Raw genomic sequence first — 22,348 nt, forward strand, 5'->3', positions numbered from 1 at the left:
TCTATTGAAGCTTGATTTTGGCGGCATGCACCACGCCGGCCCAGCGCTGGATATCCTGCGCCAGGAATTTCTGGAACATCTGCGGGGAGCCGCTGATGGGATCGGCGCCCATCGAAAGCAGCTTTTCCTGGAATGCCGGCTGCTTCACCGCTTGCACGATCACGGAATTCAACCGCTTCACCACGTCAGGTGGCATGTTCGCCGGCCCCAGGATGCCGTACCAGGCTTGTACGTCCATGTCGGGGACGCCCGCCTCGGCCATCGTGGGGACGTCCGGCAGCAGGGGCGACCGTTTGCCGCTGGTCACCGCCAATGCCTTCAACTGGTGCGAGGCGATCAAGCCCTTGGCGCTGGGAATGTTCATGAACGTGTAATCGACTTCGCCGCTCATCACCGCGCTGACGGACGGCGCGGTCCCCTTGTAGGGAATATGCATGACCTTCAGGCCGGTCCGCAGGTTGAACAGCTCGCCGCACAGATGCTGCGTGCTACCCGGGCCGGACGAGGAGAAATTGCCGGCGCTTTTCCGATGCTTCTCATAGGCGATGAGGTCGGCCACGGAATTGACGTCCAGGCCGCTACGCACGACCAGCACGTTCGGGCTCTGCGCGAACAAGGCGATGGGCGTGAAGTCCTTCACCGGATCGTAGTCCAGCTTGGGAAAGAGGCTGATATTCACGGCCAGCGCGGAGGAGCTCGTGAACAGCGTATAACCGTCCGCCGGCGAGTGCGCTACGTATTGGGCGCCGATGTTCTGGCTGGCGCCTGGCCGGTTCTCCACCACGACAGTCTGGCCCAGCGCCTCGGACATGGGCTGCTGTATCAGGCGCGCCATGATGTCCACCCCGCCGCCGGGCGTATAGCCGACGATCAGGCGCAGGGGGCGATCGGGAAAATGGCTCCCGGCGGCGGGCTGTTCCGCGTGTGCCGCCATCATGACCATCGCCGCCGCGGCTAGGAACCCGAATCGTAAAAGCATCGCATGTCTCCTGGTGGATTCTGTTTATGTTGTTTTGGACGTTCTCTTTTGGACGTTCTCGATAGGCCGTGCCGTTCGCTATCCCGCACGGGCCTCGCGTCGCCCCATGGGCGACGCCGGGCGCCCGTCTACTGCCTGGAGAATTGTTCGAAGGCTTCCATGGCCCTTGCCGAGTAGATATAGGCAGCGCCTGCGTTCAGTGCGATCGCGGTGCCCAGCGCCTCGCCCAATTCCTCTTGCGTGACCCCCGCCTTGCGGGCAGCTTCCACGTGCGAAGCGATGCAGCCATCGCAACGGGTCGTCACGGCGACCGCCAGGGAAATCAACTCCCGCGTCTTCGCGTCCAGGACCTTGCCGCCGGCCTGCGCTTCGTTCAGTCCCCGATAGGCGGCGACCACGGGGGGATTGGCGCCGGCCAATATGCGGCCGGCAGACCGGACCTTGGTGAGGAATTCGACCCAGTTGTTCAGCATTCTCAACGCTCCTTTGGTAATGGCGGACGACGAAGCCGTCGTCCCGTGAAATCGCGGTTCCGTTTGTTTTCCTAAATATTGGAACTTAATTCCTATATATGGAGATATCCTAACGCTTAACGTTGAGACCTGGCAAGGCTTCGAGCGGACCGGATTTCGTTGCGCATCGCGCCGTCGGCCTGACGGCATGCTCGATTTCATTCCCCGCGCTATTTGTTCATCGCCAAACTGTTCTTCGGCCGTGCCGCCGCCCTTGTTACCTTTTGCACGACGTTTCATGTTTGTGATCGTGGGCTGAGGGGCCCGCATGACGCGGGCCGAGGGAGAGTCATGGGTTCGAATGCAACGCTCGCCGACAAGCCGCAAGGCATAGGCGAAGACTGGCTGGCCGTATGGCTGGGATTGATCGTCGTGGCATTGGCCATCGCCAGTTGGGCCGGGCCCGACTTGCTGGGATGGGCGGTGACCACCCGCGTCTGGACCGACGCCGCGCAGGCGCTGGCGCCCGCCACGCCCGCCTATGCGTCGCTAGGGGGGGTGCTGTCCCTGGTGCTGACCTGGCTGGCGCTGCTGGCGGTGCTGGGCATCGGCGCGCGCTTCCTGCGCGCCGACGTCAAGCGCTTCGCGGTCGCGTTCACGGTGGTGTTCTGGCTGGCCTACCTTGGCTGGATCGTCGGCAGCGTGGCCTGGCTCGCCGTCAACACGCCGGCGGACGCGCAGAAGTTCGGCATCGGCTGGTCGCTGAAGCTGACCAACGAAGGGGGCTATATCGTGGCCCTGCTGGCGGGCCTGGTCATCAGCAACTTCTTTCCGCGGCTGGCGGATTGGCTGCGCGAGGCCATACGCCCCGAACTCTATATCAAGACGGCCATCGTCATCCTGGGCGCTTTCATCGCCGTGACGGCGGCCGAGCGCGGCAGCTTCGCGCTGTCGCTGGTGTTGCGCGGCCTGGCCGCCATCGTCGAGGCCTACCTGATCTATTGGGCGGTGGTGTATTTCGTCGCCCGGAAATGGTTCGGCTTCACCCGGGAATGGGCCGCGCCCCTGGCCTCCGGCATCTCGATCTGCGGCGTGGCGGCGGCGATTTCCACCGGCGGCGCGATACGCGCGCGGCCGCTGGTGCCCGTGGTGGTGTCCTCGCTGGTCGTGGTGTTCGCCGTGGTGGAGTTGCTGATCCTGCCTTTCCTGGCGCAGCACTTCCTGTGGCGGGAGCCCCTGGTCGCGGCGTCCTGGATAGGCCTGGCGATCAAGACCGACGGCGCCGCCGTGGCCGGCGGCGGCATCACGGAGTCCCTGATCCTGGCCAAGGCCGCCGCCGAGGGCATCCATTACCAGCCGGGCTGGATCCTCGGCACGACCGCGACGATCAAGGTCTTCATCGATCTCTTCATCGGCATCTGGGCCTTCCTGCTGGCGTGGATATGGACCCGGCACATCAATCCGCAGGAGCCGGACAAGGCGCGTTCGGGGGAGATCTGGCTGCGCTTTCCGAAGTTCATCCTCGGCTACGCGGCCAGCTTCGCGATCGTCCTGGCGCTGGCGCTCGCGGCCGGGCCGCAGTCCCTGGCCAAGCTCAAGGGCGCGATCAACGAGGCCAACAACTTCCGCGTGATCTTCTTCATCCTGACCTTCTTCGCGATCGGCGTGCTGGCGAATTTCCGCAAGCTGTGGCGCGAAGGCCTGGGCAAGCTCGCGGCGGTCTACGTGCTGACCCTGTTCGGTTTCGTGGTCTGGGTGGGATTGCTCATTTCCTGGATCTTCTTTTCCGGCGTCAAGCCGCCCCTGGCTTGACCGGGACGGGCGCGGCGCCGCGCGTGTCCGCGGGGCGTCCATGCCGGATCCCGGGCATTCCCGTCCCGGACATTCCTTATCCATAGCGACATAACGACATAGCGAGGCCAGCCATGAGCGATACCCCACATACGCCTACCGAGCAGGAAATCCGCGCCGAGATCCACAACCAGGCCCACGAGCCGCTATTGCCGGTCGAGAAGAAACTGATCGGCTGGAGCCTGGGAACGGGCATCGCGCTGCTCATCCTGCTGCTCGCGCTCGGGCGGCTGTTTCCCGTCAGCCTCTGAGCGGCATTTTCTTATCCCCCTTTGTTTATCCCGGCTTTGTATTTTGTCCGCGCCGCGGACGCCCCGATACTGCCGGAAAGCCGCATGGCGGCATACGAACAGGAAAGAGGACATCATGACGCATCGGTATGGATCCCCCGGCGGGCCGGCTGGCCTGTCCCGTTCCGGGTTGTCGCGGCGCGCGCTGTTGCGGGCGGCGGGCATGGCGGGCGCGGTCGCGCCCCTGGCCATGCTGGGGTCGCGCGTGCTGGCCGCCGACGCCGCGCCGCGCGCCCTGCGTATCGCATGGAGCCAGACGGCGGTGTGCCAGTCGCCCGTTTCGGTGGCGCTTGAGCGCGGCTTCTTCGAGCAGTACGGGCTGAAGATAGAACGCATCAATTTCAGCGGCAGCACCGACCAATTGCTGGAAGCCATCGCCACCGGCCACGCCGACGGCGGCATCGGCATGGCCCTGCGCTGGCTCAAGCCGCTGGAGCAGGGCTTCGACGTCAAGCTGGCCGTGGGCACGCACGGCGGCTGCATGCGGCTGCTGACGCCCGCCGATTCGCCCATCCAGGGTGTCCAGGACCTGAAGGGCAAGCGCGTCGCGGTGTCGGACCAGGCCAGTCCGGTCAAGAACTACTTCGCCATCCGCGCGGCCCAGTCGGGCGTCGACCCGGACAGCGTGGAATGGAAGCAATATCCGCAGGACCTGTTCGCCGAAGTGCTGCGCAAGGGCGAGGTCGACGCCATCGCCGGCGACGATCCGCAGTTGTTCGTGTACCGCGAGGACAACCACTTGCGGCAGGTAGCGACCAATCTGGACGGCGCCTATGCGGATCGCACCTGCTGCGTGCTGGGCCTGCGCGGCGACTTGGTGCGCAAGGACCCGGAAACGGCGTCGGCCGTGGCGCGCGCGATCATCGCGGCGCAGAAGTGGACGGCGGCCAATCCCGACGAGACGGCCCGCATCTTCGCGCCCTACATTCCGCAGAAGGTGCCGCCGGAGCGCGTGGCGGCGATCCTGCGCACGCATACGCACGGCCATGCGTCCACGGGCGCCGCGCTGCGCGCGGAGATCGCCGGCTATGCGGAGGACTTGAAGGGCATCAAGGTGCTCAGCCCCAACCTCGATGTGCAGAAATACGCCAAGGTGGTGGTGCCCGATGTCATCGGCTGACACCACCCTGGCCGACGCCGGCGCCGCCGCGCCGGCGGGACGGCCCGCGCGCCTGTGGACGACGGGGTTGGCCGCGGGCCTGCTGTGGAGCGCGGTGGGCGTGCTGACCTTGTCGTGGCCCAACCAGGAGGTCGGCTTCAAGTCGTGGGGCTATACGCGCGAGTTCGGCCTTGCCGCGCTGGCGGGCGGCGTGGCGCTGGCCCTGGCCGCCGTCAGCGGCGTGGCGTACCGGTCGTGGCCGGTCGCGCGCAAGCTGCATCGGGCCGGTCCCTGGCTGGTGCTGCTGGCGGTGCTGGTCGGCATATGGGAGGCGGTCACGGCCAAGCTGGCCTTGCTGCCCAGCCCCTTCTTCGCGCCGCCGCAGTCCTTGATCGAAATCTATGTCGGGGATTGGAAGCGCTTGCTGGACAGCCTGCTCAATTCCTTGTGGCTGCTGGCCAATGGCTATGTGCTGGGCGCCGTCAGCGGCTTCGTCACCGGCGTGGCGATAGGCTGGTCGCGCGGACTGGGCTACTGGGTCCATCCCGTGCTGCGCTTTCTCGGTCCGGTGCCGTCGACGGCCTTGCTGCCGATGGCGTTTTTCTTCTTTCCGTCGAGCTGGGCCGCGGCCGTGTTCCTGATCGCGTTGGCGACCTGGTTTCCCGTCACGGTATTGACGTGGTCGGGCGTGGCCAGCGTCAACCGCGCGTTCTACGACGTGGCGCGGACGCTGGGCGCCAACGCGCGCTTCCTGATCTTCCGAGTGGCCATCCCCGCCGCCTTGCCGCACGTGTTCGTGGGGCTGTTCATGGGCCTGGGCGCTTCGTTCTCGGTGCTGGTGGCGGCGGAGATGATGGGCGTGAAGTCCGGGCTGGGCTTCTATCTGTCCTGGGCCCAGGGCTGGGCGTCCTACGCCAATATGTACGGCGCGCTGATCGTGATGGCGCTGACGTTTTCGGGCTTGATCACGCTGCTGTTCGCGGTGCGCGACCGCCTGCTGGCGTGGCAGAAGGGAGTCGTGAAATGGTAGCGGAGACGGCGTCGCCGCGGGAACGGTCCGATCTGTCGAAGGTCGAGGCATTGTCCGCCAGGCGGGTGTTGACGGCGGTGCAGGGGCGTAGCGCATCCGCCGGCGAGGAAGATGGATTCGACGCCGCGCCGTCCGGCGGCGCGCGCCTGGCGGTGCGCGGCGTGAGCCACGCCTTCGATCTGGACGGGGCGGCGCTGCCGGTGCTGGACGATATCGACCTGGATATCCAGCCCGGCGAGTTCGTGGCGCTGCTGGGGCCCAGCGGCTGCGGCAAGAGCACCTTGCTGCGTTTGGTCGCCGGCCTGGAGACGCCCCGGCAGGGCGTCATCGAGGCCGACGGCGAGCGCGTCGCGCGGCCGGACCCAAGCCGCATCCTGGTGTTCCAGGATCCCACGCTCTATCCCTGGCGCACCGTGCGCGACAACGTGGCGCTGGGCCTGCAGGCACGCGGGCTGCTTGCGCGGCAGGGCGCGCGCATCGACGACGCCTTGCAGCGCGTGGGACTGGCGCGCTTCGGCTCGGCCTATCCGCACCAGTTGTCGGGCGGCATGGCGCAGCGGGCCGCGCTGGCGCGGGCGCTGGTGAACGATCCGCGCATCCTCATCCTCGACGAACCGCTGGGCAAGCTGGATTCGCTGACGCGGCTGGCGATGCAGTCCGAACTGGTGGACCTGTGGCAGCGTTCGGGGGTGACCGCGCTGCTGGTGACGCACGACGTCGAGGAGGCCTTGTTCCTGGCGACACGCATCGTCGTCCTGAGCGACCGGCCGGCGCGGATCAAGGACGAGTTGGTCAACGACCTGCCGTATCCGCGCCATCGCGGGGACCCGCGCATCGCCGACTTGCGCCGTCGCGCTTTATCTCTGCTGGGACTGGATGCGACATGGTAGGAGCAGGCCAGGCGCGCGTTCCACGCCTGACGGCATGGGACGTCGTCAGGCGAGGGTGGTTGCCGGCGGCGATACTGTTGCTCTTCCTCGTCGCGGCAAACTCGCTGGTCGCATGGCTGGACCTGCCGGCGCCGCGGCTGCCGGGCTTGCAATTGCCCTGGCCTTTCGCCTGGCGCTACGACGCCGACCTGCCCGTCAGCCCATACGTCTGGCGCAAGCTGGCATTGGCGGCGGCGATGGTCGCGGCGGCGGCGTTGCTGGCGGGATGGGGGCTGTGGCGCCGGCGCGGGCGTTGGGCCATGCTGGCCGCGGGGGCGCTGCTGCTGGTGAACGCGCCATGGCCGCGCCCCGCGCTTTACCTGGCGCCTGCGGTGCCCAGTTCCTTCGATCGGTCCGGTCTTCCCTATACCCCCGCCAGCCTGTTGCAGGGCAGGCTGGCGTATCAAGCGCAATGCGCGGCGTGCCATGGCGAGGCGGCCGACGGCCAGGGACCGCGCGCGGCATCGCTGCCCACATGGCCCAGCTCGCTGGGGCAGCCCCTGTTCCAGAACCGGCTGGAAGGGGAAATCTACTGGCGCATCCTTCATCATCCGGGCGTATCCATCAGCGGCGATGCCGCCGATGCATGGCGGATGGTCGACTACCTGCGCGCGCTTGCCTACGGCGCCAGCGGTGGCGCGGGCATGCCGGCGGTCCCCGCGCCCGACATCTCCCTGTCCTGCCGCGGACGCGGGCGCGTGCCGCTGTCGGCGCTGCGCGGCCTGCCCGTGCGCATCGTCGCGCATGGCCCGGCCACCGCGCAGGATGAACGCGACGATCCGCGCGTGGTCACGGTGGTCCTGACGCGAGGCGCCGCGCTCGACGCCGAATGCGCGAGCGCGGACGTCGAGGCTTGGGACGCCTACGCCTTCCTGGCCGGCGCCACTCCGGACACCCTGGCGGGCGCGCAATTCCTCGTCGACCGGCAAGGCTGGCTGCGGGCCCGCCATGCCGGCGGCGATGCGCCGGCATGGACCAGCGGCGACAATGTCTGCGGCCCCGGCGGCCGCCTGCACGTCGCCGTGGCCGTGCAAGGGCTGGACCAGATACTCAAGGCCATGGACGCGAGTCCGATTCCACCCGACCGCGACCGGCGCGGATAACCGGCCGTCCGGCAATCTCAGTGCGCCAACGCCTCGGCGCGCGATTCGGAAAGGCGTTGCGCGGGGGGCAGGCCCAGATGCTCGCGCAAGGTCTGGCCGGCATAGTCGTGGCGAAACACGCCTTTTTCCCGTAGCAAGGGGACCACGCGATCGACGAATTCCTCGATGCCGGACGGAATCAGGTGCGGGGCGATGATGAAGCCATCGGCGGCGTCGGCCTGCACGTAGCGATCGATTTCATCGGCCACCTGGGCCGGCGTGCCGACGAACTGCTGGCGCCCTGTCACGCGGATGATGAGATCCCGTATTCCCAGGCCCTCGCGCCGGGCGAGTTCGCGCCAGCGGCGCGCGGTGGCCAGGTTGTCGTCATGCTGGCGGGTCCTGCCCTTGGCAACGGTGCCGCCTTCCAGGTCGGGCTCGACGTCCGGCAGCGGACCTTCGGGATCGTAGGCGGAAAGGTCGCGATTCCAGACTTGCTCCAGGAGCACGATCGCCGTCTGGGGACTGACCTGCTGCCGACGGACTTCGGCGTAGCGCCACGTCGCTTCTTCCGCCGTGTCGCCCAGCACCACGCCCACGCCGGGCAGGATTTTCAGCGCGCCGGGCGCGCGGCCGTACCGCGCCAGCCGGCGCTTGACGTCGGCGTGGAAGGCCTGGCCCTCCGCCAGCGCGCCGTGGCGGGTGAAGATGGCGTCGGCGCTGCCGGCGGCGAATTCGCGGCCGGCGTCGGAGTCGCCGGCCTGGAAAATGACGGGATGTCCCTGCGGAGGCGACGGCACGTCGTAGCGGCCGCGGATGTCGAAGTGGACGCCTTGGTAATCGATGTCGTGGCGTCCGCCGTCCCACAGGCGGCGCGCGAGCGAGACGAATTCCCGCGCGCGTTCGTAGCGCTGGTCGAACGGCAGGTAGGCGCCGCGGCGGAAGTTCTCGCCGGTGAACGCGCCGGGCGAGGTGACGACGTTCCACGCCGCGCGGCCGGCCGAGAGATGGTCCAGGGTCGCGAGCTGGCGGGCCAGGTTGTAGGGCTCGTTGAAGGTGGCGTTGAGGGTGCCGGCCAGGCCGATGCGCGACGTTACCGCGGCCAGCGCGGCCAGCACCGCCAGCGTATTGGGCCGGCCGACCACATCCAGGTCGTGCAAGCGTCCCCGCTGCTCGCGCAAGCGCAGCCCCTCGGCCAGGAAAATGAAATCGAGCTTGCCGCGCTCGGCCGCCTGGGTGAAGCGCTTGAACGAGGCGAAGTCGATCTGGCTGCCGGCGCGCGGGTCGCTCCAGACGGTCATGTTGTTGACGCCGGGGAAGTGCGCGCCGAGGATGATCTGCTTGCGGGTCATGATTGCTGCGCTCCTGGCGCCGTGGCATCGAGATAGCGGTTGGGGGCGGGCGGCAGGCCCAGGCGACGCCGCAGGTCGGGACCGGGCCCATCGGTATTCGCCGGCAGCAGCCCGGCATCGCGCAAGCGCGGCAGGACCGCCTGGTCGATGGCGGGCAGGTCGCGCGCGAGGTTGCGGGGATGGATGCGCACGCCGTCGTAGCCGCGAGCCTGGAAGTCCACGATGCGCGCGGCCAGGGTGTCGGGCGTGCCGACGTAATGGTTGCCGCGCGCGTCGTCGCGCCAGCCGTCTTCCCGGGTCAGCGGGTCGAGGGAGAACGCGAGATCGGCATAGTGGCGCAGCGGTCCGGCGGGTCCATCCGCCCGCGCCTGGCGCAGCCGCGCGCGCAGCGCGGCCTCGGCCGCCGCGTCGCCCGCGACGGGGAGGAAGACGATGTCGGCGGCCTTGGCGGCCCAGGCGATGTCCTCGTCGTCGCGCACGCCGATGGCGACCGGCGGCTGGCCCTGCGGCGGCCGCGGCACGATGGAGGGGCCGCGGATGGACCAGCCGGCGCCCTGGAAGTCGACGTAGTGCAGCTTGTCCCGGTCGATGAACCGGCCGCTGCCGGCGTCGCGGATGATGGCGTCGTCTTCCCAACTGTCCCATAGCAGGCGGATGGCCCGCAAGGCCGCCGCCGCGTCCGCGTAGAGCGCGTCGCGCCGCGGCGCCGGGAAGCCTGGCAGGTCCGCGCCGGCCAGGCGGTGTACGGCGCCGGCGCGGTCGGCGTCGGGCACGGCGGGAAGCAGGCCGGCGCGGCCGCCCGTGACGTAGTCCAGCGTGGCGATGGCCGTGGAAACGTGAAAGGGTTCGTTCAGGGGGATGACGGCGCCCGGCAGGATGCCGATGCGGCGCGTCAACGGCCCCACCCGCGCGGCCAGGAGCAGGGCGTCCAATGGCGACTGGCCGGCGCCGCTGGCCAGTCCGGCCCGGTCATCCAGGGTGACGAAGTCCACGCCGGCGGCATCGGCGTCGACGATGGCCTGCTCCCAATGCGACCCGGCATGGCCGGCGTGGCCTTCGTGCGCGATCGCGTTCAGGCCCAGTCCGATATGAAAACGAGGGATGGATGTCATGGTCCGCAAGGTCCTTGGCGGCGTTTTGGAGGAAGAGACGGCGATCGCGAGGGCAGGGCGGGGCGGTTTGTCGCCTTGCATGGCGGGGTGGCGTTTGGCGGGGCGGGGAGGCCGTGGGCCGGCCGGGCTTCAGGAGGCTTCAGGCGGCCAGGTGCAGTCCGTCCCGCCGCGGCGCGCCCCGCTGTCCCGGGCTGTCCGCCAGCAACGCCTGCGTGTAGCGATGCCGGGGCTGCTCGAAGACGCGCCATGCCGGCCCCTGTTCGACCACCGCGCCGGCGCGCAGCACGACCAGTCGATGGGATATCTGCCGCACCACCGCGAGGTCGTGCGAAATGAACAGGTAGCTCACGCCCAGGTCGCGTTGCAGCCGCGCCAGCAGGTCCAGGATGCGCGCCTGTACGGAGACGTCCAGGGCCGAGACCGCCTCGTCCAGCACGACCAGTTCCGGGCCGATGGCCAGCGCGCGGGCGATGGCGACGCGCTGGCGCTGTCCGCCCGAGAGCTGGGCCGGCCTGCGGTCGAGCAGGGCGGGCGACAGTTCGACCTGTTCGAGCAAGGCCGCGGCGCGCGCGCGCCGGCTGGCCGCGTTGCCGACGCCATAGGCCTCCAGGGGCTCGGCGACGATGCGCGCCAGCGTGTAGCGAGGATCGAGCGAGGCGTAGGGATTCTGGTAGACCACCTGCACGCGGCGGCGGAAATCCCGCAGGGCGCCACGCGACAGATGGGTGACGTCCTGGCCGTCGAACAGCACCCTGCCGGCGCTCGGGCGTTCCAGGCAGAGCGCGATCCGCGCCGTCGTCGATTTGCCCGAGCCCGATTCGCCGACCACGCCGGTGGTGCCGTGGCGCGGCACCTCGAAGGACACGTCGTCGACCGCCTTCAGGCCGCCGGGGAATACCTTGGTCAAGCCTTCCAGGCGCAGCAGCGGGCTCGCCGGCGGGTCCGTGTCCCGCGCACGGGGCGGGCGTGGCGGCAGCGCGATCACATTGGCCGCGGGCACCGCCGGGACATGCGCGGACCGCGCCGGCATCCGGTGCGCGAGCATGGGCGCGGCCGCCAGCAGCGCGCGGGTATAGGGATGGCGCGGGTCTTCGAACAGCGCGGCCGTGCCGCCCGTTTCGACGACACATCCCTGCCGCATGACGACGATGCGATCGGCGCGGTCCAGCGCCACCCCCAGGTCGTGGGTAATGAGCAGGACGGCGATGCGCTTGCGCCGCGCCAGGCCTTCCAGGTGGTCCAGCACCTGGCGCTGCACGGTGACGTCCAGCGCGCTGGTCGGTTCGTCGGCGACGATCAGCGAGGGTTCGTTGGCGATGGCCATGGCGATCAGCGCCCGCTGCCGCATGCCGCCGGACAATTCGTGCGGGAAACCGGCCGCCACGCGGGCGCCGTCATCCAGTCCGACCTCCGCCAGCAGGCGCGCCACCTGTTGCGCCGCATGGCGCCGCGGCGCTCCATGCACGGTCAGCGCTTCGCGCAATTGCACGCCGATGCGCTGGATCGGATCCAGCGACAGTCCCGGGTCCTGGGGGACGAACCCGATGCGCCGGCCGCGCAGCGCCACCCAGGTTTTCTCGGTGGCGGCCGCCAGGTCGCGGTCCTCGAAGCGGATGCCGCCGTGGCGCCGCGCGTTGCCGGGCAGCAGGCCGGTCAACGCCGCGGCGAGCGTGGACTTGCCGGAGCCGGACTCGCCCACCACGGCGACGATTTCTCCCGGGCGGATGTGCAGGCTGACGCCGTCGAGCGCCGGCGGCGACGCGGCGTCGTAGGAGACGGTCAGTCCGCTGACCGTCAGCAGGCGAGGGTGTTCTTCCGTCATCGCGCGTCTCCCTGTTCTTGCACGGCGCGCGCCACCTGGTTGGCGGCCAGCACCACGGCCGCCACGACGGCGCCCGGCATGGTCGTGTACCACCAGGCCGCCGCCATGTAGTTGCGGCCTTCGGAAATGAGCAGCCCCCATTCGGGTTGCGGCGGCGGCGCGCCGAAGCCCAGGAAGCTCAAGGAGGACACGGCCAGCACCGCCGCGCCGAATTCCAGCGCGGCCAGCGCCAGCACGGGACCGGCCGCGTGCGGCAGCACGTGGCGCAGCAGGACGGCGCCGGTGCGTACGCCGCCGGCGATCGCGGCTTCGACGAAGGTCGCGCCGCGCCAGCGCATGACTTCTCCCCGCATCAGCCGCGCGAACGTGGCGATGTAGGACAGCCCGACCGCGATGGCGACGTTGACGGTGCCGAAGCCCAGCACCGTGACGATGGCCATCGACAGCAGCAGCGTCGGGATGGCCATCAGGACGTCGGTGGCGCGCATCAGCGCGGCGTCGGCGCGGCCGCCCAGGAAGCCGGCCGACAGGCCGATGGCGCCGCCGCTGCAGAGCGCGATCAATACCGCCAGGCTCGTCGCGCGCAGCGATGCGGCGGTGCCGTGCACGGTGCGCGCATAGATGTCGCGCCCCAGATGATCGGTGCCGAACCAGTGCGCCGTCGACGGCGCCTGCAGCGCGTCGCGCGGGACGCCGCGCAGCGGATCGGCGCTGGCGAAGAGGGCGGGCGCCACGGCCCAGCCGAGGATCAGCGCCAGGACCAGCATGCTGGCCAGCAGGGCGGGCCGGCGCAGGATGCCGCGCAGGGCCTGGGCCGCGCGCGATGGCGCGCCGGCGCTTGCCTCGGCGCGGCCGGCGGCCGGGGACAGGGTGCAGGCAGGATCCGTCATGCCAGCGCCCGTCCACGTTCGCGGGTGATGCGCGCATCCAGCAGCGGATAGGCCAGGTCGACCGCCAGGTTGATCGCCACGAACACCGCGGCGGCCAGCACGACCACGCCCTGCACCACGGGAATGTCCTTGACCGCCACCGCGCTCTGCGCGAGCCGGCCTATTCCTTCGCGCGAGAAGACGGTCTCGGTGACGACCGAGCCGGCCAGGAGATTGCCCATGATGACGCCGGCCATGGTCAGCAACGGGATGGCGGCATTGGGCAGCACGTGAACGAGCAGCAGGCGGACGCGCGTGAGGCCCTTGGCGCGCAGCGCGTGGACGAAGGGCTGGCGCCAGACGCCTTCCAGCGACCGCAGCAGCACTTGCGCCACGGTCGCCGCGGTGGGAACGGCGAGCGTCGCGGCCGGCAGCGCCAGCGAGCGCCATCCTTCGTTGCCCATGGCGGGGAACAGGGGCAGGCCGAAGGAAAACCATTGGAGCAGCAGCAGGCCGATCCAGAAGGTGGGCAGGCACACGCCCAGCGAGGGCAGCGAATGCAGCAATTGGCGCAGGCGCGGCGTGCCGCCGGCGCTGGCGGCGCTGGCGGCCAGCGCCAGCGCGACGCCGAGGACCAATGCCGCGCCCAGCGCGGATAACGCCAGCGCCGCGGTGGCCGGCGCGGCCTGCGCCAGCATCGCGGTCACGGGCTGGCCCGTCTGGATGGAATTGCCCAGGTCCAGCCGCAAGGCGTTGCCGAGGGCGATGCCGTATTGCGCCAGCAGCGGCTCGTCCAGGTGGTAGGCCGCGCGCAACGCCGCCACCTGGACGGGATCGGCCAGGCCGTCGCCCTGGTTCAGCATGATGCTGATGGGGTCGCTGGGAAGGATGTACAGGATGAGAAAAGACAGCGTGTAAGCCGCCCACAGGACGAAGACGGCCTGGGCCACGCGCGTCGCCAGATAGGCGCAGGCCGGCGCGCCCCGTTTCATCGGTCGACCCACGTATCGAAGAACTGCAGGCGCGAGGATGCCTCGTAGTGCAGGCCGTGCACGTTCCTGCCGGTCGCGCCGACGGTCGCCAGCTCCACGAGGGGAATCGCGTGGCCGTCGCGCAGCAGCAGCGTGACGGCCTGGTCGACCAGCTTGCGCCGCGCCTCGGTGTCCAGCGTGGCGGCCGAGCGGGCCAGCACGTCGTCGACCTCGGACGGCTGGCGGAAGTTGACGTTGCGTCCGCTGGCCAGGAAGACGGTGCGCAGGATGTCGGGATCGGCGCGCGTCAGGTTGTAGAACTGGATCGCCAGTTGGCCGCTGTCGCGCTTGGCGTTTACCTGCCCGATCACGCTTTTCTTCAATTGCAGGTCGATGCCGATCGCGCGCAGTTGTTGCTGCACCAGTTCCAGGTAGGTGACGGATTGCCAGTATTCCAGCGGGATGGCCAGGCGCTGGCCGTTCTTGACGCGGATGCCGTCCGGGCCCGGCTTCCAGCCGGCGTCGTCCAGCAGCTTGGCCGCGCCCTCGGGATCGTAGGCCAGGTCCGCGGCATGGTCGACGTAGAGCGGCGTGGTCCGCGCCAGCAGCGAGGTGGCGGCGCGCTGGTACTGCGACAGGATGGCTTGCAGTTCAGGACGGTTGATGCCCTTGACGAGCGCGCGCCGGACGGCGGCGTCGCCGCCTATGGGAAGCGACTCCTGGGGATAAAGGCTGTAGACCAGGCCCGGATTGCCGCGCGCGAGGATGGGGATCTGCTGTGCCTGCAATACCTTCTCGTCCTGCGGCAGGACGCTGGTGTTGACGTCTATCTGGCGCGAGACCAGGCTGCCCGTGCGCACGCCCGACTCGGGTATGACGCGGAATTCGATGCCCTCCAGGTAAGCCTTGCCCGCATGGCGCGCCAGCGTCGAACCCCAGGCGTAGTCGTCGCGCCGGGCCAGCTTGACGGCCTGGTTGTGGACGAAGCTCTTGAGGACGAAGGGGCCGGAGCCTGTCAGTTGTCCCTGGCAGCGTTCCTCGTACGACCTGGCCAGGGTCGCCTTGGCGAGCAGGCCCATGCTCATGGTGGAGGTGGCCTGAAGGAACTGCGCGTTGGACTGCTTGAATCGCACCACCACGGTATGGGCGTCCGGCGTGTCGACGCCGTCGAGGCCGGCCAGGTAGGTGGAGGCCAGCGACGAGCGCGCGCCCATCTTGACGATGGCTTCGAAGTTGGCCTTGACGGCGTCGGCGTCCACCGGCGTGCCGTCGGCGAACGTGACGCCGTCGCGCAGCGTGAAGGCGAAGCGGCGGCTGTCGTCGTCGACGGTCCAGCGGGTGGCCAGCCAGGGAACGATGGCGCCGGTCTCCGGATCCTGGTCGGTCAGCGAGTCGGTGATCTGGCGCGCGACGTTCAGCGCGGTGTTGTTGCCCGGCTGCTGAGGATCGACGCATTGCGGGTCGCCGTCCAGCGCTACCTTGAGTATGCCGCCGTACCGCGGCGCGGCGGCCGTCGCGGTGGCCGCGCAGGCCGCTTGCAGGGCGGCGGCGGTCCAGAGCAGCGTTGCGCCGAACAGGCGGGCCCCGCGGTGGCGCAGTGTGGGCGTTGTCGCCGGTTCGGGATGGCGCGCGGGCCGGCGACAGTTGTCTGCGCCATTCCTTCGGACACTGCGGTGCATGGATGGACTGCCTTGGACGTCGTGAAGATACCTGACACTCTAAACGCTGGATCCACGGCGTTTAAATACTGTCTCCCCATTTGGAAATACGCGCGGCGAAGGTGGAAATGCGCGCAGCGAAGGACGCCTGGAAGAGATGCCAGGGACGTCAGGGCCGTCCCGCCAAGGCGCGCACCCGGGGGAAGATTTCCCTGGCGAAGCGTTCCTGCTCCTCGATCATGGGAAAGAAGGACAGCAGGAACGTGCCGATGCCGATGCGGTGGAATGCGGCGATTCTCTCCGCCACCTGGTCGTAGCTGCCGACGAACCCGGGGATGGTGCCGCCGTTGGCGCCGATCAGACGCCCTTCCTTGTATTGCTTGACGTAGTGGATCGTGCGCGCTTCGGGGTCGATATGGCCGACCTGGCGGCGCACGGTGTCGGCGTCGCCGTCCTGCACCGACAGCCAATGCGCCAGTTCGGCCTGGGCCTGCGCCTCGGTTTCCCTGACCAGCGCGAACCCGGTGGTGCCGAAGCGCAGAGGGGCCCCTTTGCGCGGCCGCGCCGCCACGTCGGCGATCATGGGCTGCAGGTCCTCGACCGGCCGGCCGTTGACCAGCCAGCAGTCGGCATGATCCGCGGCGAGCCGGCGGCCCTGCTCGGATTCGCCGCCCGAATAGACGTAGGGGCGCCGCCGGCCATGGCGCGTCGAGCGCAAGGAGAAGTCGCGCAGGCGAAAGGAAGGGCCGTCATGGTCGACCGTATGCCCTTCCATCAGCGCGCGCACGATTTCCATCCATTCGGCGCTATAGGCGTAGCGCTCGTCGTGCGGCGGGAATCCGATGCCGGACAGCTCGAGTTCCGGCTTGTACCAGGCGCTGACGAGGTTGATCGCAAAACGGCCGGCGCTGATGTCCTCGATGCCCAGGGCCATCTTGGCGAGGACGGCGGGATGATAGAGGCGGGGCTTGACGGCGGCGATGATCTCGATCCGGGAGGTAAGGGCCGCCGCCGCGGCGGCGGCCGTCCACGCCTCCAGCACCTCGGCGTCCTGGCCCGCGGGATTGATGGTGTGCTGGGCGAAGAGGGCGGTGGCGTAGCCGCTGCGCTCGGCGCTCAGCACCACGTCGCGCGCCAGGGCGAACGGTGCGGCGACGGGATCGCGCGCGGGCGTCACCCAGTGGCCGCGGTGCGGCGCCCAGATGCCGTAGCGGATGTCGTCGGGCGGGGATGGGGGGAGACGGGTCACGTTGGCTTGCTCCTGCCGGTTCATGTCGCGCCGCCGGCGGCGCGGGGATGGGTCGACCGCTATATCGCGCGGGGGCCGCCGTTCGCGCCCAGGCCCAGTTCGCCGAGCAGACGCTCGCGCAGGGCCTGCAGCGCCGGATCGGTGCGATTGCGGGGGCGAGCCATGGCGATGTCGTGGCGGGACGCGATGCGCCCCTGGTCCAGCACGAGCACGCGATCGGCGAGCAGCAAGGCTTCCTCGACATCGTGCGTCACCAACAGGGCCGCCATGCCATGGTCCGCCCATAGCCGGGCGACCAGCGCCTGCATCTGCATGCGGGTGAGCGCGTCCAGCGCCCCGAAAGGTTCGTCCAGCAGCAGGAGGCGCGGACGCCGCAGCAATGCGCGGCAGAGGGCGCAGCGCTGCGCCTGGCCGCCCGACAATGCGGCGGGATAGGCGTCCAGGCGATCCTCGAGCCCGACCTCGCGCAGCAAGGCCGCGGCCAGGGCGCGCCGCGTCGCGCGGGACGCGCCATGCCCCAGCGTGACGTTCTCCCAGACGCGCCGCCACGGGACCAGGCGCGCATCCTGGAATACGTAGCCGGTATGGGCGTCGGCTTCGATCTGTCCTTGCGCGCCGTTGTCCAGGCCGCTGAGCACGCGCAGCAGCGTGGACTTTCCGGAACCGCTCTTGCCGATGAGCGCAAGGAATTCGCCTTCATGGATGTCGAGATCCAGCGCATGCAGGACGTCGTGCCGTCCGAACCGCCGGCTGACGCCGCGCAGCCGCGCCACGGGCATGCCTGGCGCGGCGGTCGCGGCGGTCGCGGCTTCTTTCGGCGGACGCGGCGCGGGCGCCGCCGGAGCGCCGTAGTGGCCGGCGCGGGCGACGGCGCTCATGCTCCGGCCTGCCATGCGGCGCCTCGCTTTTCCAGGTAGCGCACGAACAGGTCGGCCAGCAGGCCGACCGCGGCGTAGATCGCCAGGCAAGCCATGATGACATCGGTTTGTCCGAAGGTGCGCGCCTGCATGGTGAGAAAGCCGATGCCGGCGTCGGCATTGACCTGCTCGGCGACGATGAGGCTGATCCAGGCGGCGCCCAGCGATAGCCGCAGGCCGACCAGGATGCCGGGCATGGCGCCGGGGAGCACGATCTCGCGGATGAGCTGGGCGCGCGTGAGCGATTGGATGCGCGCCAGTTCCAGCAGGCGGGGATCGATGCCGCGTATGGCCTTGAAGGTGTTGAGGTACAGCGGAAAGAAACTGCCCAGGGCGACCAGCGCCACCTTGGCTTCCTCGCCGATGCCGAACCAGATGAGGAACAGGGGCACCAGGGCCAGGTGCGGGAGCGTGCGTATCATCTGGAAGGTGGCGTCGAGCAGGGTCTCCGCGCCGCGCATCAGGCCCACCGCCACTCCCAGCAGCAGCCCCAGGCCGCCGCCCGCCAGCAGGCCGGCGGCCGCGCGGGCCAGCGAGATGCCCAGGGAGGGCAGCAGGACGCGGTCGTGCTGCATCCGGCCGAATGCCTCCAGGGTCTGCCAGGGCGTGCTCAGGCGCGTTGGATCGGTCCCGTCCAGGCCGCCCGCGAACTGCCATGCCGCGACGAGCAGCAAGGGCACGGCGTAGCGTAGAAGGCGTCGGTTCATGGCGCGGCGAGATTGCGATCGAAGCTGCCGTCGAATTCCTCGCGCGTGTCGATGCGGCCGGGAATCAGCTTCTGCCCGGCAAAGGCGTCGGCGATGCGTTGCGTGTAGGCCGCCAGCTTGCCGTCGCCGACCGGCACCAGGTTCGGCACCATGACGTTCGACGCGGCCCGCACGATGCCGGGTGGCAGGCCGTACTTCGGCGCCAGCCAGTCCGCGCGCGCGTCGAGGTTCTGCTGTATCCATCCGAGGTGGGTATCCAGCGCCTTGACGAAGGCATCCAGCGCCGGCCGCTTTTCTCCGGCGATGGTGCGCGTGGTGGCCAGGTAGTAGAGCGAGCTGTTGACCAGGCCCTTGCCGTCCGCGAGCACGCGGCCGCCCTGCGCCTCGATGATCTGTATGGTGGGCGCCGTGGTGATGGCGGCATCGATCCTGCCGTTCGCCAGGGCGGCGATGGCGTCCGCCGGGCCGAGCAGGACCGGCTGTATGTCCGATTGCTTCAGGCCCGCGCTGGCGAGGACCTGGATCAGCAGCCAATGGCTGTTGGTGCCTTGCACGAAGGCGATCTTCTTGCCCTTGAGGTCCGCCACGGTCTCGATGGGCGCATCCTTGCGCACCAGGATGGCCGTGGCCGCCGTCTGCGGCGCGGTGGCGGCGATGACGCGGACAGGACGCCTGCCGCTTTGCGCGAAGATGGGCTGCACCTCGCCGGTTTCACCGATATCGACGGCGCCCGCATTGACGGCCTCCAGGGCGTCGTTGCCTGTCTCCAGCGGCACCAGTTCGAGCTTGACCCCGGGGATCTCGACCTTGGCGAGGGGAAAGTCCGCGATATAGCCCTGGGTGCGCAAATAGCCGATGCGCAAGACGACGTCGGCGGCCGAGGCGGAGGCGGAGAGCGAGACCAGCAGCGCGGCGGCGGCCGCGCGGAGCGAGGGGGAAAGGAAGAGGCGCATGGTGGGCGTGGCGGTCAAGGAGGCGGGGAGGGACGGTGATGAGCGATGGGCGATCCGACGCTGCTGCCCCATTCGGTCCAGGATCCGTCGTACAGGCGAACGTCCGCATAGCCCAGGCGTTCCTGCAGGACGAAAACCAGCAGGCTGGCGCGGTGGGAGAGCCGGCAATAGGCGATGACGGGCAGATCCGCGCGCAGCCCCGCGGCATCGGCGCGCGCGTGCAACTCGTCGTCGGGCCGCAATTGCCCATGCGCATCCAGGAAATCCAGGTAGTGCAGATGGCGGGCGCCCGGGATATGGCCGGCGCGTTCGGCGCCATGGTCGTGGCCGCCGGGCGGGCTGACCCGCCAGCCGTCATACTCCTCGCGCGAGCGGGCATCGACGATCTGGACGTCGCGGCGTCCGAGCGCGGCCAGCACCTCCTGGCGCAGCGCTCGCCGGGGCGCGGGCCCCTCGTCGATCGGCGGCGGGGCAAGGTGCGGGGCCGGCGCCGGCAGCGCCGCAGCCAGTTGCTCCGGCCGTTCCAGGACGAAAACCGGACGCAGTCCGGCATGGCGCAGCGCCCAGCGCGCGTAGAAGCCATACTGGCGATGCTCGCCGTAGAGAACGGTCGGCCGGCCCGGATCCAGTCCGAGACGGCGCAGGCGCTCGCCCAGCAACCGGGCGTCGGCGAAGTCGCGCACGTCGGGCAGCCATAGCAAGTCCTTCCAGAAGACGGGGACGGCGCCGGCGGCTGCCGGCGCGGCGGTCGATGGCTGGGCGCGGATCTCGACCAGGTTCAGGGCGGTGCGCGCCGCCAGCGCGCGCAGCGTCTCCGCGTTCAGCGTGCCTTCGCGCAGCGTGGATTCGAGGACGGATGTCATGCGTGTGCGTGGTTGTGGGAAAGCGTGGCGGCGGGTTCGTAGCGAGAGAGCGCATCGCCCTCGACGACGACGCGGCGGAGCATCCGCCGGGCGGCCGGATCGAAGGGATCGCGCTTGTGAAGCACGCTGCGGTTGTCCCAGATGACGATGTCGCCCTGCTTCCAGTGGTGGGTCCAGACGTAATCGGGTCGGGTGGCGTGCGCCCACAGCCGGTCCAGCAGGCGTTCCGACTCGGCCAGGGAAAGGCCGGGAACATAGGCGTACAGCCGGCGTCCCAGGAAAAGCGCGGGACGGCCGGTTTCCGGATGGCGGGTGACCAAGGGCTGCGCCCGCCCCGGCGAACGCCGCACATCGGTCACCGGCGCATGGCCGGCGCGGGGATGGCCGGCCGAGTCCATCACTTCGTCCTGCTTGATGGAGAGCGCGGCGAGCGCGGCCAGTTCCGCCTCGGGCAGGCCGGCCGCGGCCAGTTCCATGTTCGCGAACGAGGTGCTGCCCTGGCCCGGGGGAATTTCCGCGCCATACACGAGGGTGGCGCTGGGCGGCCGCTCGAACTGGCACATGTCGCTGTGCCAGGTCAGTTCGCCGCTGCCCAGGCCGCCCAACGCCCGGCCGTCCCGGACGATATTGGAGACGATCGTGATCTCGGGATAGCGCAGGTCTCGCGGCGCTTGCGCCAGGCCCGGGAGATGGCCGGGCAGGTCGGCCCGCGCGAGGGGATTGGGCAGCGGATTGGTGATCTTCAGCGTCCCCAATCGGCGTCCCAGGACGATCTGCGCGGCATCGTCCAGATGCTGGCCCGGGATGCTCAGGACCTGGTACTTGAGCCAGGCCCTGCGCAGGTCGGCCGTGGCGGCGGCATCCAGGGCGCGCACGTCGTCGATATGCGCCGCGGCGCCGAAAGCCGCAGGGCCGGGCACGACGTCGAAGAGCGTGAATTCCGGATCGCGGCGATGGGTCGATTGAAGCATGTTCGGGTTACTCCGGTTGCAGGCCGATTTGCAGGGCCACCTCGCGCCACCGCCCGGCGTCTTGCCTGATCGTGGCTGCGAATGCCTGCGGCGTGCTGCCCAGCGGTCGCAGGTTGACGCTGGCCAGATAGTCCCTGAAGGCCGGTTCGGCAAGGATGGCGTTGATTTCGCGGTTCAGCCTGGCGATGACGGGGCGCGGCGTGCCGGCGGGCGCGAACACGCCGGACCAGCCGTCCAGGTCCACGCCTTCGAAACCGGCCTCGGCAAGCGTGGGCACCTGGGTCAGGTCCTTGCGCCAACGTTGCGGCGAGGTCACCGCGATGGGGCGCAGTCTTTCGCCGAGCACCAATGGCAGGCCGAAGGAAGCGGGTACGAGCATGACGTCGACCTGTCCCGCCAACAGCGCGTTCACGGCCGGGCCGCCGCCGTTGTAGGGAACATGGGTGCCCGGGATGCCGGCTTTCTTGAACAGCGACGCGATGGACAGGTGCATGTCGCCCCCTTGTCCGCTGGAGGCGTAGTTGACGCCGCCAGGCTTGCGCAGGGCGTACGCCTTCAGTTCGGCGAGCGTATGCACGGGCAGGGAGGGCGGCACTGCCAGGATGGAGGTGGATGCGCTGACCGTGGATACGGGCGCGAAATCCCGTTCGATGTCGTAGGGCAGGTGCGCGTAGACGGCGGGCCCCGTGGCGAATGCGGCCAGGGTCAGCAGCAAGGTATAGCCGTCGGCCGGCGCGTGCGCGACCACGGCGGTGCCCAGCGTCGTGCCGGCGCCCGGCCTCGGGTCGATGATGACGGGTTGTCCCAGCCGTTCCGACAGGCGTTGCGCCAGCGGGCGGCCGACGACGGTCAGGCCGCCGCCGGGCGCATAGGGAATGACCAGGCGTATCGGCCGGTCAGGGTATGGGCTGGCGGTGTCCGCGGCACGCGCGGCGGGCAGCAGCAACAGGGCCGCCATCGCCGCGGCAAAGCGGCGCCGCGAGAACGGAGGGGTGGGGTCGCCCATGGCGGCATGGCCTCATCGGAGGGACAGTGAAGCCATTCATCCTAGTGGCCTCGCGCGGCGGCACGAACGACGGATTTATTGTTTGTATAGACTCAAACACAAAGAAAGCGATGCCTTCGAGCAGGCGCATCCTATCCACGGCATCGCGGCAATAAGCCGGCTTGGCCGCAATACAATCCATTGCTT

Annotated in this window: 21 protein-coding genes; 6 read left to right on the top strand and 15 right to left on the bottom strand. The window is 69.5% G+C overall.

Annotated features, from left to right (window positions below):
* Window position 1: 1 nt before the first annotated feature.
* Both CAL29_RS06095 and CAL29_RS06100 read right to left on the bottom strand, forming a co-directional pair.
* Complete coding sequence (locus CAL29_RS06095; protein ID WP_094852034.1) at window positions 2-979, bottom strand: tripartite tricarboxylate transporter substrate binding protein; 978 nt, start codon at window positions 977-979, stop codon at window positions 2-4.
* A 128-nt stretch (window positions 980-1,107) separates the two neighbouring features.
* The gene (locus CAL29_RS06100; protein WP_094852035.1) at window positions 1,108-1,452 is read right to left on the bottom strand and encodes a carboxymuconolactone decarboxylase family protein; all 345 of its coding nucleotides are present in this window, start codon (window positions 1,450-1,452) and stop codon (window positions 1,108-1,110) included.
* 330 nt (window positions 1,453-1,782) lie between these two features.
* Between CAL29_RS06100 and CAL29_RS06105 the strand changes: the two genes are divergently transcribed.
* The 6 genes from CAL29_RS06105 (at window position 1,783) to CAL29_RS06125 (ending at window position 7,733) form a co-directional block, all read left to right on the top strand.
* The gene (locus CAL29_RS06105) at window positions 1,783-3,243 is read left to right on the top strand and encodes a putative sulfate exporter family transporter (RefSeq protein ID WP_179283928.1); all 1,461 of its coding nucleotides are present in this window, start codon (window positions 1,783-1,785) and stop codon (window positions 3,241-3,243) included.
* 113 nt (window positions 3,244-3,356) lie between these two features.
* Complete coding sequence (locus CAL29_RS31560) at window positions 3,357-3,533, top strand: hypothetical protein (protein ID WP_179283847.1); 177 nt, start codon at window positions 3,357-3,359, stop codon at window positions 3,531-3,533.
* A 115-nt stretch (window positions 3,534-3,648) separates the two neighbouring features.
* Window positions 3,649-4,692, top strand: a complete 1,044-nt coding sequence (locus CAL29_RS06110; RefSeq protein WP_094852036.1) for an ABC transporter substrate-binding protein — start codon at window positions 3,649-3,651, stop codon at window positions 4,690-4,692.
* Window positions 4,679-5,701, top strand: a complete 1,023-nt coding sequence (locus CAL29_RS06115) for an ABC transporter permease (protein ID WP_094852037.1) — start codon at window positions 4,679-4,681, stop codon at window positions 5,699-5,701. Before CAL29_RS06110 ends, CAL29_RS06115 begins: the two co-directional genes overlap by 14 nt.
* Entirely contained in the window at window positions 5,695-6,591 is an 897-nt protein-coding gene (locus CAL29_RS06120) for an ABC transporter ATP-binding protein (RefSeq protein ID WP_094852038.1), read from the top strand. Before CAL29_RS06115 ends, CAL29_RS06120 begins: the two co-directional genes overlap by 7 nt.
* Window positions 6,585-7,733 (top strand): c-type cytochrome, encoded by a 1,149-nt coding sequence (locus tag CAL29_RS06125; protein ID WP_143277617.1) that lies wholly within the window; start codon window positions 6,585-6,587, stop codon window positions 7,731-7,733. Before CAL29_RS06120 ends, CAL29_RS06125 begins: the two co-directional genes overlap by 7 nt.
* A 17-nt stretch (window positions 7,734-7,750) precedes the next feature.
* On the opposite strand, the gene CAL29_RS06130 is transcribed toward CAL29_RS06125, so the two are convergent.
* The 13 genes from CAL29_RS06130 to CAL29_RS06190 all read right to left on the bottom strand — a co-directional run bounded on the left by CAL29_RS06130 (window position 7,751) and on the right by CAL29_RS06190 (window position 22,162).
* The gene (locus CAL29_RS06130; protein ID WP_094852040.1) at window positions 7,751-9,064 is read right to left on the bottom strand and encodes an LLM class flavin-dependent oxidoreductase; all 1,314 of its coding nucleotides are present in this window, start codon (window positions 9,062-9,064) and stop codon (window positions 7,751-7,753) included.
* On the bottom strand, window positions 9,061-10,176 hold the full coding sequence (locus tag CAL29_RS06135) for an LLM class flavin-dependent oxidoreductase (protein ID WP_179283929.1): 1,116 nt from the start codon (window positions 10,174-10,176) through the stop codon (window positions 9,061-9,063). The genes CAL29_RS06130 and CAL29_RS06135 overlap by 4 nt, the downstream gene beginning before the upstream one ends.
* A gap of 139 nt (window positions 10,177-10,315) precedes the next feature.
* Complete coding sequence (locus CAL29_RS06140; RefSeq protein WP_094852042.1) at window positions 10,316-11,998, bottom strand: dipeptide ABC transporter ATP-binding protein; 1,683 nt, start codon at window positions 11,996-11,998, stop codon at window positions 10,316-10,318.
* The gene (locus CAL29_RS06145; protein ID WP_094852043.1) at window positions 11,995-12,888 is read right to left on the bottom strand and encodes an ABC transporter permease; all 894 of its coding nucleotides are present in this window, start codon (window positions 12,886-12,888) and stop codon (window positions 11,995-11,997) included. Before CAL29_RS06145 ends, CAL29_RS06140 begins: the two co-directional genes overlap by 4 nt.
* Window positions 12,885-13,859, bottom strand: coding sequence for an ABC transporter permease (locus tag CAL29_RS06150; RefSeq protein WP_094852044.1), 975 nt, complete (start codon window positions 13,857-13,859; stop codon window positions 12,885-12,887). Before CAL29_RS06150 ends, CAL29_RS06145 begins: the two co-directional genes overlap by 4 nt.
* On the bottom strand, window positions 13,856-15,517 hold the full coding sequence (locus CAL29_RS06155) for an ABC transporter substrate-binding protein (RefSeq protein WP_094852045.1): 1,662 nt from the start codon (window positions 15,515-15,517) through the stop codon (window positions 13,856-13,858). Before CAL29_RS06155 ends, CAL29_RS06150 begins: the two co-directional genes overlap by 4 nt.
* Window positions 15,518-15,665: 148 nt before the next feature.
* Window positions 15,666-16,745 (bottom strand): LLM class flavin-dependent oxidoreductase, encoded by a 1,080-nt coding sequence (locus CAL29_RS06160; protein ID WP_179283930.1) that lies wholly within the window; start codon window positions 16,743-16,745, stop codon window positions 15,666-15,668.
* Window positions 16,746-16,804: 59 nt separating this feature from the next.
* Complete coding sequence (locus CAL29_RS06165) at window positions 16,805-17,623, bottom strand: ABC transporter ATP-binding protein (RefSeq protein ID WP_094852047.1); 819 nt, start codon at window positions 17,621-17,623, stop codon at window positions 16,805-16,807.
* Window positions 17,620-18,369 carry an ABC transporter permease gene (locus tag CAL29_RS06170; protein ID WP_094852048.1) on the bottom strand — a complete coding sequence of 250 codons (750 nt, stop codon included), beginning with the start codon at window positions 18,367-18,369 and terminating at the stop codon, window positions 17,620-17,622. The genes CAL29_RS06165 and CAL29_RS06170 overlap by 4 nt, the downstream gene beginning before the upstream one ends.
* Entirely contained in the window at window positions 18,366-19,322 is a 957-nt protein-coding gene (locus CAL29_RS06175) for an aliphatic sulfonate ABC transporter substrate-binding protein (protein ID WP_143277618.1), read from the bottom strand. Before CAL29_RS06175 ends, CAL29_RS06170 begins: the two co-directional genes overlap by 4 nt.
* 14 nt (window positions 19,323-19,336) lie before the next feature.
* Window positions 19,337-20,185 carry a sulfurtransferase gene (locus CAL29_RS06180; protein WP_094852050.1) on the bottom strand — a complete coding sequence of 283 codons (849 nt, stop codon included), beginning with the start codon at window positions 20,183-20,185 and terminating at the stop codon, window positions 19,337-19,339.
* The gene (locus CAL29_RS06185) at window positions 20,182-21,156 is read right to left on the bottom strand and encodes a TauD/TfdA dioxygenase family protein (protein ID WP_094852051.1); all 975 of its coding nucleotides are present in this window, start codon (window positions 21,154-21,156) and stop codon (window positions 20,182-20,184) included. Before CAL29_RS06185 ends, CAL29_RS06180 begins: the two co-directional genes overlap by 4 nt.
* 7 nt (window positions 21,157-21,163) lie before the next feature.
* Window positions 21,164-22,162: a Bug family tripartite tricarboxylate transporter substrate binding protein gene (locus CAL29_RS06190; RefSeq protein ID WP_094852052.1), complete on the bottom strand. Its 999-nt coding sequence runs from the start codon at window positions 22,160-22,162 to the stop codon at window positions 21,164-21,166.
* Window positions 22,163-22,348 lie beyond the last annotated feature (186 nt).

The sequence above is a fragment of the Bordetella genomosp. 10 genome (assembly GCF_002261225.1).
In the GTDB taxonomy this organism is placed as follows: Bacteria; Pseudomonadota; Gammaproteobacteria; order Burkholderiales; family Burkholderiaceae_B; genus Bordetella_C.

Coding starts and splice junctions, on each gene's coding strand:
- CAL29_RS06180 (WP_094852050.1), bottom strand. CDS start 20,185: ATGACATCCGTCCTCGAATCCACGCTGCGCGAAGGCACGCTGAACGCG.
- CAL29_RS06175 (WP_143277618.1), bottom strand. CDS start 19,322: ATGCGCCTCTTCCTTTCCCCCTCGCTCCGCGCGGCCGCCGCCGCGCTG.
- CAL29_RS06115 (WP_094852037.1), top strand. CDS start 4,679: ATGTCATCGGCTGACACCACCCTGGCCGACGCCGGCGCCGCCGCGCCG.
- CAL29_RS06135 (WP_179283929.1), bottom strand. CDS start 10,176: ATGACATCCATCCCTCGTTTTCATATCGGACTGGGCCTGAACGCGATC.
- CAL29_RS06165 (WP_094852047.1), bottom strand. CDS start 17,623: ATGAGCGCCGTCGCCCGCGCCGGCCACTACGGCGCTCCGGCGGCGCCC.
- CAL29_RS06125 (WP_143277617.1), top strand. CDS start 6,585: ATGGTAGGAGCAGGCCAGGCGCGCGTTCCACGCCTGACGGCATGGGAC.
- CAL29_RS06095 (WP_094852034.1), bottom strand. CDS start 979: ATGCTTTTACGATTCGGGTTCCTAGCCGCGGCGGCGATGGTCATGATG.
- CAL29_RS06120 (WP_094852038.1), top strand. CDS start 5,695: ATGGTAGCGGAGACGGCGTCGCCGCGGGAACGGTCCGATCTGTCGAAG.
- CAL29_RS06190 (WP_094852052.1), bottom strand. CDS start 22,162: ATGGGCGACCCCACCCCTCCGTTCTCGCGGCGCCGCTTTGCCGCGGCG.
- CAL29_RS06155 (WP_094852045.1), bottom strand. CDS start 15,517: ATGCACCGCAGTGTCCGAAGGAATGGCGCAGACAACTGTCGCCGGCCC.
- CAL29_RS06130 (WP_094852040.1), bottom strand. CDS start 9,064: ATGACCCGCAAGCAGATCATCCTCGGCGCGCACTTCCCCGGCGTCAAC.
- CAL29_RS31560 (WP_179283847.1), top strand. CDS start 3,357: ATGAGCGATACCCCACATACGCCTACCGAGCAGGAAATCCGCGCCGAG.
- CAL29_RS06110 (WP_094852036.1), top strand. CDS start 3,649: ATGACGCATCGGTATGGATCCCCCGGCGGGCCGGCTGGCCTGTCCCGT.
- CAL29_RS06105 (WP_179283928.1), top strand. CDS start 1,783: ATGGGTTCGAATGCAACGCTCGCCGACAAGCCGCAAGGCATAGGCGAA.
- CAL29_RS06185 (WP_094852051.1), bottom strand. CDS start 21,156: ATGCTTCAATCGACCCATCGCCGCGATCCGGAATTCACGCTCTTCGAC.
- CAL29_RS06150 (WP_094852044.1), bottom strand. CDS start 13,859: ATGAAACGGGGCGCGCCGGCCTGCGCCTATCTGGCGACGCGCGTGGCC.
- CAL29_RS06100 (WP_094852035.1), bottom strand. CDS start 1,452: ATGCTGAACAACTGGGTCGAATTCCTCACCAAGGTCCGGTCTGCCGGC.
- CAL29_RS06140 (WP_094852042.1), bottom strand. CDS start 11,998: ATGACGGAAGAACACCCTCGCCTGCTGACGGTCAGCGGACTGACCGTC.
- CAL29_RS06145 (WP_094852043.1), bottom strand. CDS start 12,888: ATGACGGATCCTGCCTGCACCCTGTCCCCGGCCGCCGGCCGCGCCGAG.
- CAL29_RS06170 (WP_094852048.1), bottom strand. CDS start 18,369: ATGAACCGACGCCTTCTACGCTACGCCGTGCCCTTGCTGCTCGTCGCG.